This is a genomic window from Alteromonas sp. AMM-1, from assembly GCF_047290655.1.
Taxonomy (GTDB): Bacteria; Pseudomonadota; Gammaproteobacteria; order Enterobacterales; family Alteromonadaceae; genus Alteromonas; species Alteromonas mangrovi.
The window spans coordinates 1-3,501 of record NZ_JBLBUE010000248.1; the positions used below are offsets into that span (position 1 = coordinate 1).

The window sequence follows — 3,501 nt, forward strand, 5'->3', positions numbered from 1 at the left end:
ACAACGCGCTAAAGAGCCACCTAAACCCGTTGTAATTGATCAGGACAAAACGCCTGCCGAAGTCAAAGAACTTGGTTGGGACGACGTACAGCATGTGGATACCATTGGTCTTGAGGTTGGCTACCGTCTGATTCCGTTGGTAGACAAAGCTCAGGGCGGAGAATTGCTAAGCCGCATCAAAGGCGTGCGTAAAAAATTGTCACAGGAATTGGGCTTTTTGGTTCCGCCGGTGCACATCCGCGATAACCTGGATTTGGATCCCAACGCCTACAACATTTCCATGCTGGGCGTGACCATCGGTGATGCCAAAGTCAGTCACGATGAAGAACTGGCGATTAATCCGGGGCAGGTTTTTGGCAAGCTGGAGGGGCGTGCCACAAAAGATCCCGCGTTCGGGCTCGATGCTGTGTGGATAAGACCCGGCAAGCGTGAACATGCCCAAACATTAGGCTACACAGTAGTTGATGCTGCTACCGTGATAGCAACCCATTTAAGCCAGTTGTTAACCACCAATGCATACCAGTTGCTGGGCTTTGAAGAAGTGCAACAGTTATTGGACATGTTGGCAAAACACAATCCTAAGCTGGTGGAAGGTCTGGTGCCAGACCTGGTATCACTGGCTACCGTAGTAAAAGTATTGCAAACCCTGTTGTATGAAGGCGTACCCATCCGCGACATGCGCACGATAGTGCAAACACTCACAGAATACGCGCCGAAGAGCCAGGACCCGGATGTGCTGGTGTCGGCAGTACGCATTTCACTGAAACGCCTGATTGTTCAGGAAATCAACAATGGTGGCCGCGAATTGCCTGTCATTACAATGGCGCCAGAGTTGGAGCAAATGTTGCATCAGTCATTGCAAGCCGGTGGCGAAGATGGCGCTGGTATTGAACCTGGCTTGGCTGAGCGTCTGCAACAGTCGCTTCAACAAGCCGCTCAGCAGCAGGAATTAGCGGGTGAGCCCGCAGTATTATTGACATCGGGCATGTTGCGTCCGGTGTTATCCCGATTCCTGAAAAACGCAGTAACCGGGCTGCATGTGTTGTCTTATCAGGAAATTCCCGACGACAAGCAGGTAAAAATTGTGGCATCGGTGGGTCAATAATCTGACGCACCCGATTCAATGAGGTCATTATGAAAATCAGACGTTTTTTTGGCAAAGACATGCGCGAAGCGCTAAATCAGGTAAAGCATTAGCTGGGTGCCGATGCGGTAATTATGTCTAATCGCAAAGTGGCAGACGGCGTGGAACTGGTTGCTGCTTACGACAAAGAGCCTGCTGCACGGCTGGATTTGCAGGCGTCAAAACCCCAGTCTGGCAAGCCCGCGCACTCAGGTAACAAGCCGTTGCCCACACTGAGCGAGATTATTGGCGATGATGGCCCGGACAGTTTACGTGAATTGCTTGAAAAGCAAGCGGGTAATCAACGCGGCAATCCTGCACCATCAGTTACACCGACGCCGGTAGCGGTAACGTCAGCGCGCAGCCACACCGCGCCGGTTACCGCTAAAAAAACGTTGGGTGGATTCGAATCAGATATGGAATCGCCGTTTGAGCACAATGTTACATCAGACGCCCCGCAAAGTGGATTGGACGATATTCGAGCCGAACTGGCCTCATTGCGCAATGTATTACAGTTCCAACTATCGGATATGCAGCAACAGCACCAGTCACGCGTGAAGCCACTTCAGCGTTTTCTGAATCAACAAATGATCGACATGGGTATTTCTGCCTCACTGGCCCGTCAGTTGGTGAGTTATGCACCGGCCCAGGCGAATGAGCGTGAGTCGTGGTTGTACCTGCTCAAACTTCTGTCTAATCGATTAATGACAAACGATGATGATATCCTCACTCAGAAAGGCGTAGTAGCCCTGGTAGGTCCAACAGGCACCGGTAAAACCACGACAATTGCAAAACTGGCAGCCAAATATGCGCAAAAATATGGTGCCGAACAGGTTGCATTAATCACCATTGATACCTATCGTATTGCGGCCTACGAGCAGTTAGCTACTTACGGAAAAATTATTGGTTGTCCGGTGCGCAAAGCGCAATCAGGTGAGCAACTGGCCGATTTATTGTTTCAATTCCGCGACAAAAGACTGGTTTTGGTAGACACTGCGGGCTTTAGCCAGCGTGATAGCCGTTTAATCAGTCAGTTAGCTACTTTCCAACAAGCGGGTGGACAAACAATAAAAAATTATTTAGTTGTGCAGGGCAATACGCAACAGGCTACACTAAAGCATATCATAGGCGCATACCGCAGCATTGATATACAGGGTTGCATCATCACTAAGTTAGATGAATGCTATAGTTTGGGAGAGGTGATCAGTAGCGTCATTGAAGCGCAGCTTCCGGTGAGTTACGTGTCCGATGGACAGCAGGTGCCAGAAGATATTCATGTGGCAAATGCAAAATCTATAATCTCTTTAGCAGCAAAGCTTTATAAAAAGTATGGATTGAATCATACTAATGACAATACAGCAGTAAATTCAGCACAGGCAGTATGATTGAAGACCAAGCGAGTAGCTTAAGAAAGATGAATCAGTCTCGATTAATCAAAGTTATCGCCGTAACGGGCGGTAAAGGTGGCGTAGGGAAAACCAATATTACCCTGAATACTGCTATTGCGATGGCAAAGCAGGGCAAACGGGTTATGGTATTAGATGCTGACCTCGGCCTGGCAAACGTTGATGTCATGTTAGGTCTGCGGGTAGAGAAAAACCTCTCTCACGTGTTGTCTGGCGAATGCACCCTGGATGAGGTGCTGGTTACCGGCCCCCATGGTATTAAAATTGCGCCTGCGACATCTGGTACACAGTCGATGACTGAACTATCTCCTACTCAACACGCCGGGTTAATTCGCGCGTTCAGCGAGTTGCGTTCACAAGTAGATGTGTTGATTGTTGACACCGCTGCCGGTATTTCTGACATGGTATTGAGCTTCTCCCGAGCTGCCCAGGATATACTCGTGGTGGTATGTGATGAGCCCACCTCACTTACTGATGCCTATGCCCTCATAAAGATTCTGAACCGCGATTACGGCGTATTCCGCTTCAAAATTGTTGCGAATATGGTGCGCGATATTCGGGAAGGACAGGAATTATTCAGTAAATTATCAAAAGTGACCGGGCGTTTTCTGGATGTTGCATTAGAATTAGTGGCAACGGTACCGTTTGACGAAAATATTCGCCGGGCAGTGCGCAAACAAAGTGCTATTGTTGATGCGTTTCCAGCATCACCAGCTGCGGTAGCCATTAGCCAGTTAGCTGCCAAGGCGGCAAGCTGGCCGATTCCCGCTCAGCCGGGAGGACACTTGGAATTTTTTGTAGAACAACTGGTTGCAGGTAAGGTGGCAGGTAACTGACTGTGAATAGCAGAGCCGCAGCGTATCAACAGCAAATAGACAAAGCGCAACTGGTTGAGCGACATGCTTCCTTGGTTAAGCGTATAGCCCATCACTTAATGGCGCGCTTGCCATCCAGTGTGCTTGTAGACGACCT

General features: G+C 49.2%; 3 protein-coding genes and 1 pseudogene. All 4 read left to right on the plus strand.

The window, feature by feature from the left end:
* The coding region (locus ACLR2L_RS19540; protein ID WP_413370614.1) for an FHIPEP family type III secretion protein at positions 1 to 1,105 on the plus strand (1,105 nt) is incomplete at its 5' end.
* 92 nt (positions 1,106 to 1,197) lie between these two features.
* On the plus strand, positions 1,198 to 2,508 hold the full coding sequence (gene flhF, locus ACLR2L_RS19545) for a flagellar biosynthesis protein FlhF (RefSeq protein WP_413370616.1): 1,311 nt from the start codon (positions 1,198 to 1,200) through the stop codon (positions 2,506 to 2,508).
* Positions 2,505 to 3,365, plus strand: a complete 861-nt coding sequence (locus ACLR2L_RS19550; protein WP_140956077.1) for a MinD/ParA family protein — start codon at positions 2,505 to 2,507, stop codon at positions 3,363 to 3,365. Before flhF ends, ACLR2L_RS19550 begins: the two co-directional genes overlap by 4 nt.
* A gap of 2 nt (positions 3,366 to 3,367) precedes the next feature.
* Positions 3,368 to 3,501: pseudogene (locus tag ACLR2L_RS19555) on the plus strand (RNA polymerase sigma factor FliA); the annotation flags it as partial.